This window comes from Exiguobacterium sp. SH31, from assembly GCF_001816105.1.
GTDB classification, from domain to species: Bacteria; Bacillota; Bacilli; order Exiguobacteriales; family Exiguobacteriaceae; genus Exiguobacterium; species Exiguobacterium aurantiacum_A.
Genome location: NZ_LYTG01000067.1, coordinates 22,490 through 28,490, shown reverse-complemented (window position 1 = coordinate 28,490; position 6,001 = coordinate 22,490). Strand labels below are relative to the sequence as shown.

5 protein-coding genes and 1 riboswitch are annotated in these 6,001 nt (G+C 51.7%); of the genes, 4 read left to right on the top strand and 1 reads right to left on the bottom strand.

Annotation, left to right across the window (positions count from 1 at the left end):
- The first annotated feature begins 295 nt into the window (after positions 1-295).
- Complete coding sequence (locus A6395_RS09855) at positions 296-1,975, top strand: GGDEF domain-containing protein (RefSeq protein WP_233589713.1); 1,680 nt, start codon at positions 296-298, stop codon at positions 1,973-1,975.
- Positions 1,976-2,073: 98 nt separating this feature from the next.
- A riboswitch (SAM riboswitch) is annotated at positions 2,074-2,169 on the top strand.
- 71 nt (positions 2,170-2,240) lie between these two features.
- Positions 2,241-3,524 carry a Na+/H+ antiporter NhaC family protein gene (locus tag A6395_RS09850; protein WP_071398887.1) on the top strand — a complete coding sequence of 428 codons (1,284 nt, stop codon included), beginning with the start codon at positions 2,241-2,243 and terminating at the stop codon, positions 3,522-3,524.
- 36 nt (positions 3,525-3,560) lie between these two features.
- Here the strand turns inward: A6395_RS09850 and A6395_RS09845 are convergent, their stop codons facing one another.
- Positions 3,561-4,193 carry a TVP38/TMEM64 family protein gene (locus A6395_RS09845; RefSeq protein ID WP_070329195.1) on the bottom strand — a complete coding sequence of 211 codons (633 nt, stop codon included), beginning with the start codon at positions 4,191-4,193 and terminating at the stop codon, positions 3,561-3,563.
- A gap of 223 nt (positions 4,194-4,416) precedes the next feature.
- Here A6395_RS09845 and trhO point away from each other — a divergent pair, with 223 nt between their 5' ends.
- Both trhO and A6395_RS09835 read left to right on the top strand, forming a co-directional pair.
- The gene (trhO, locus tag A6395_RS09840; RefSeq protein WP_071398886.1) at positions 4,417-5,358 is read left to right on the top strand and encodes an oxygen-dependent tRNA uridine(34) hydroxylase TrhO; all 942 of its coding nucleotides are present in this window, start codon (positions 4,417-4,419) and stop codon (positions 5,356-5,358) included.
- 117 nt (positions 5,359-5,475) lie between these two features.
- Entirely contained in the window at positions 5,476-5,901 is a 426-nt protein-coding gene (locus tag A6395_RS09835; RefSeq protein WP_070329193.1) for a divergent PAP2 family protein, read from the top strand.
- Positions 5,902-6,001: the final 100 nt, after the last annotated feature.

The window sequence follows — 6,001 nt, the reverse complement described above, 5'->3', positions numbered from 1 at the left end:
GGGGCCCCCGGCTACGCCTACTCGCTTCGGATAGCATCTCAAAAGTGCGTTTCGCGATGTTTGTCAGCCCAGGCTCTCACCAATCCCTAGGTCGCTTTGTTGACTAAACGATCGTTACTCTCTTTTTCATCGACTTTCGTCTATGTGGTTGAAAAGCAACTTCATTATAGAGGATATTTGATGTAGACTCAATGCTAGAATTCAGCCATTATGATGAATAGGCAGGACTCGGGCGCAACCGTGCCGAATCTCCTACCATACATATGAGAAGACTTTTCCCACACAGGAGGGAACTATGAATCATTTTCGCAAGATGTCCGTCCTCGGTTGGAGCATTTGGAGTTTGATCGTTTTACTGACCATCACTTTGTTTACAACCGGTGTCCTTGATGTTCCGGCGATCGAGCCGCTTCCGTTCATCTTGATCGCGTTGCTCGTCATCATTTTCCAAATGGACTCGATTGAACGGAAAGGCGTCTATTTCACGTTTTCAGAAAGCATCGTCCTCATCATCTTTTTATTCTTTGATTTTGAGACGGCGCTCCTCGTCAACCAAATTGGACTCCTCGTCTTTCAGTTCGCCAACTTAAAACCGCGCGTCGCGCTCCGCCGCTTCCGGTTCACTTATCCGTGGAACGCGATCACGTCATTTTTAGAAATCGCCATCCCGGCAAGTGTTTACTTGGCACTCGGCGGTGAGACCGGTCTTGGCTTCTATTCGCAGGATTCGTTCGTCCCGCTCCTCGGTCTGATCAGCGCCATCATCTTGAACACGATTGTCCAAAAATATCAAGTCGGCTGGTGGTTCCGCGTCGATATTCCGGTCCGAGATTTTCTGAGTATCGCTTTTTACACGTATATCGTCAGTTTCGTCTTCATCTTTGCCGCGTCGTTCTTCCGTGAGACGAACTTGCTCGTCGTCAGTAGCATCGCGGCCGCCCTCACGTTCTTTATTAAGCGGTTGATGATTCAAAAAGGGCGCCAGGACGCGTTCAAGTCATTGATCGAACAGTACGATGAAGCGAAAGAGGCAGTCTCCCTGTCTCAAAGCGAGGCTCAGGCGATTGAAGTGTTCTTGAGTCAATGTGAGCGCCTCAACCAATATGATAAAGGGTTTGTCGAGTTCGTCCTGTTCGACCGAACGCTCTATTTCGATTTGTTGACGCGACAGCCAATCGACCGTCCGCTCGTCTTCGACTTGATGGATGCGCGCCATCCACACGCCAAGTCTGTCGATTATGAGATGCGTTTCGAATGGGACGCAGCGTTGTCAGATGCGTTTCATGACGACTACCACAGCTTCATCTCGGTCCAGTCAGAAGAGATTGACGGGATCCGCACACGCATCGTCATGATCGGTGAACACGTCTATGGCTATCCGCCCATCATTCAAAACGAGATGGTAAAATTGTTGAAATCATTCAACCGAACGATCAGCCGGTGCCACGAACGCGACCGCCTATACACGGAAAGCCGCACCGATAGCTTGACGCTGCTCGCCAACGCGCGCGCGTTCTACGAGTATGGGATTCAACAAATCTCGGACGGTTCGATGTACCCGATCTCGGTCGCGATGCTCGACATTGACTTCTTTAAAAAAATTAATGACACGCACGGTCACCAAGTCGGAGACAGCGTGCTCCAAGAGTTCGGGCGGCGAATTCGGCAAGTGCTCCGGACCGATGACTTTGCGGCCCGTTACGGGGGCGAGGAGTTCATATTGCTGCTCAATCATTGCGACGTCGACCAAGCCGTCGATATCGCCGAACGGATTCGGCAGAAGATTGAAGATAAGCCGTTCCGTGTCGATGGGGTCGATATTCCCGTGACCGCCTCGATCGGTGTCGATACGATTCAAGCGTTCGGCGACAAACGGCTTGACGATACGATCCGTAACGCTGACCGGGCCCTTTACGTCGGCGGTAAGTACGCCGGTCGTAACCGCGTCGCCCATTACAACTTTTTGACGACATGACTTCCCCCCGCGTCCACTGGCGCAGGGGGATTTCTGTTGACAACCCGATTTGAAACAGGTACGTTAGGAAACGTGTCTAACAACTACATCATGACGACTTTTTATCAAGAGAGACGGAGGGACTGGCCCTTAGATGTCTCGGCAGCGGGTAACCTGTGCCAAATCCAGCGAGCGTTCTGCTCGAAAGATGAAAAGGGTGTCTCTTACAGAGAGAGCCTTTTTCGGAAGGCTCTTTTTTTCTATTCTATTAAATGAGGTGAATCAATTGGAACAACCAACAGCTAACAAATGGGCACTCTTGCCTTTGCTCGTCTTCCTCGTCTTCTTCATCGGAGCAGGTATTTATTATGGCGACTTTTACAAGTTTCCGGTACTGATCGCGGCGTTGATCGCTTTAATTGTCGCTGCGATGATGACGAAAGGAAGCGTCACTCAGACCGTCGAGCGTATCGCACAAGGCGCCGGTAATCCAGGCATCTTGATCATGATATTCATCTTCCTGCTCGCCGGCGCGTTCTCGAGCGTCGCCGGTGCAATCGGTGCGATTGACGCGACGGTCAATGCGGCCTTGACGTTCCTGCCACCGTCACTCTTACTGAGTGGACTGTTCGTCATCGCTGCTTTCATCTCGATGGCGATGGGCACATCGACCGGTACGATTGCCGCGCTTGCCCCGATCGCGCTCGGCATCCATCAAGAGAGCGGGGTCAATATCGCAATCGCGGCCGCGGCCGTTGTCGGCGGGGCAATGTTCGGAGACAACTTGTCGTTCATCTCGGATACGACAATCGCTGCCGTAAGGACACAACGGACGAACATGCGCGACAAGTTCCGGACCAACTTTTGGATCGTGCTCCCGGCCGCAATCATCACGACTGTCCTGTTAGCCGTTCTCTCAAGCGGAGAATCGACGATTGAAGTGGCCGCGTTCGAATGGTACAAATTGATTCCGTATCTCGCCGTCATCGCCCTCGCCTTGACCGGACTGAACGTCATCCTCGTTTTGCTCGGCGGCATCGCGCTCGCTGGCATCATCGGGCTGATTGACGGAAGCTTGGCCGTCACGACTTACGTCACGGCGATGGCCGACGGCATGATGGGGATGGCCGAGATTTCGCTCTTGACGTTATTCATGGGCGGACTCGTCGGGCTCATCTCATATAACGGTGGACTCACCTATTTACGAGACGCACTCACGTCACGGATTGAACGCCGGGCTGGTGCGGAATGGAGCATCGCCGGGCTCGTCAGTGCGACGAACGTCGCGACGGCGAACAATACGATCTCGATTCTCGTAGCAGGCCCGCTTGCCGCGAATATCGCCGATACGTATGACATCGAACGGAAAAAGTCAGCGAGCGTACTCGACATCTTCTCGTGCGGGGTACAAGGACTTCTGCCTTACGGGGCGCAGCTCCTCATCGCCGCCGAGTTGACGAACACGGCGTCACCCGCCCTCGTCCCGTATATGTTCTATCCGTTCCTCCTGTTCATTTGCGGAGGTTTGGCGATCGTCTTCAACTTCCCACGTTTCAAAAAAACCAACTGAGCAAAAATCCTCGAAGGCGGCCGCCTTCGAGGATTTTTATGTTCTCGCTTCACGTTTACGTTTGAGCTCTTCGTTCCGTTTTTTGAAGGCGCGCCGTTTGAGAAGTTCTTCGAGACCCCGGCTAATCGCCCACAATACGAGCAAGAGCAAGCCGAGCATCGACAAGCGGAACGGGCTTTGGATGAACTCTTGCCACTGATCACCGATGACCGAGAAGATGATGACGACGAGCAGTTTCCCGAATCCGGCCGCCAATACGAACGTCCGGAGCGGCATTTGAATCAAGGCGAGTAAGTACGTGATCAAACTGACCGGGATGAACGGCAACGAATATAAGAATCCGAGCGAGATTGGACTCATATGGTTGATGCGATCGAGCCAATAGACACCCTGTTTATGTTTTTCGAGCCAACGCGTCATCGGTTTGCGGAACACGTAACGGACGGCGGCGAACACGAGGAGTGTCCCTGCCAAGCTGCCGATCCACGATAAGAGCACACCGAGCCAGAAGCCATACGTGGCCGCGTTCGCCGAGATGATCAAGACGAGCGGGAGAAACGGGAAAATCGCTTCCAGGAACGGGGCCCCGAGTCCAGCCCAAGGACCTCCCGGCAGTCCTTGGAGCCATTCAATGATGTTCAATATATATTGTTGGAGTGATGTGAGCATTTCAGTTTCCACCTTCGGCTTTCGTTACTACCTTTTACCCGAATTCGTTCAAGAGGACGCATCTCCCTGCTCTCCTCAAAAAAAAATAAAAAGTATTTGCGAAATTTCACTGTGATATCTATCATATAATAATGGACTTGTGGTTGCAGGCAAGTTCATTCGTCGAACGACACAACCCAACGTTCGTTTTCCTGCAAAAAACTGAACACAGGGGAGCAATAACATGGAAACAAAACCAATGCGGGTCTTGCTGTACTATAAGTACGTCAACATCGAAGACCCAGAAACACTAACACAACAACACCTCAAGTACTGTAAAGACCTCGGGATCAAAGGGCGTATCTTGATTTCTTCCGAAGGAATCAACGGAACGTGCTCGGGCACTTGGGAACAAACCGAACAGTACATGAACGATTTGAAAGCCGATCCATACTTCAGCGACATCGAGTTCAAAATCGATGAAGTCGAAGAGCATGCTTTCAAGAAAATTTTTGTCCGTCACAAACAAGAGCTCGTGACGTGGCGCTTTGATGGTGAGTTCGACGTGCCGAAACAACACGGTGCGTATCTCGAACCGGCAGAATGGAAAGAGATGATGAATCGCGACGATGTCGTCATCCTCGACGTTCGTAACAACTACGAGTACGATCTTGGCCATTTCAAAAATGCGATCAAAATCGACGTAGAGGCTTCTCGTTACATGCCAGATTGGCTTGAGGAGAACAAAGACCTCTACGAAGGGAAAACACTTCTCACGTACTGTACCGGAGGCGTCCGTTGCGAGAAATTTACCGCATATATGCGTGACCAAGGTCACGACAACATTTTCCACTTAAAAGGCGGCGTCGCCATGTACGGCAAAGACGAAGCAACACAAGGGGAAAACTGGGACGGCGAGCTTTACGTCTTTGACGAGCGCATCAACGTCCCAGTCAACACGGTCAATCCGTCAGTCGTTTCAACGTGCATGCACTGTGGAACGAAGACGGTCCGTTACGTTAATTGTGCCAACCCGGAGTGCAATGCCCAACACTTCTGTTGTGAAGAGTGTGAACCCAAACAGATGCGTTCATGCTCGAAAGAGTGTCAGGAGCATCCACGCAACCGCTATATCATCGAGAATATTGCGGAACAACTTCAAGAGACTGAAGGCGTCGTCGGGTAACAAAAATCGACCGAATAGCGTCGCGGGCATTTGCCCGCGACGCTATTTTTGACAGAAACTTTACGTCTAGCGCGGCATGGAATCGGGTATAGTGTAGATACTATTGTCAGACAGGAAGTGACTGAATTGCTCTTTAACGAACCGTTACTCGCCGCAATACTGGCCTGGTTTATCGCCCAGGCGGCCAAACTTGTGACCGAACTCATTCGAACACGTGACTTTGAACTTGAAATCATGTTCGCCTCAGGCGGAATGCCAAGCTCCCATACCTCGACCGTCGTCGCGCTCGCGACCGCGATCGGCCGGGCTGAAGGCCTCGACTCAAGCATGTTCGCCCTCGCGCTCACGTTCGCGACGATCGTCATGTACGACGCGACCGGCGTCCGTCAAGCCGTTGGTTTCCAAGCCCGTCTATTGAACGACTATTTTAAAGGGATCAAGCACGACACGCCAATCTTGAACGAACTCGTCGGCCATACACCGTACCAAGTCATCGTCGGCGCATTGCTCGGCCTCGTCGTCGGACTATTTTTCCCAATGTAAACGATACACATGTCCAGGCATGTCGGTCCCCTCTCAAAAACTGTCCATCTTTTTGTGAACTTTCACAACAGAGACGGTATAGTGATAAAGAGGAGGAATC

What these genes read in the sequence shown, in the direction of transcription:
- A6395_RS09855 (WP_233589713.1), top strand. Translation starts at nt 296, where the DNA reads ATGAATCATTTTCGCAAGATGTCCGTCCTCGGTTGGAGCATTTGGAGT.
- A6395_RS09845 (WP_070329195.1), bottom strand. Translation starts at nt 4,193, where the DNA reads ATGCTCACATCACTCCAACAATATATATTGAACATCATTGAATGGCTC.
- trhO (WP_071398886.1), top strand. Translation starts at nt 4,417, where the DNA reads ATGGAAACAAAACCAATGCGGGTCTTGCTGTACTATAAGTACGTCAAC.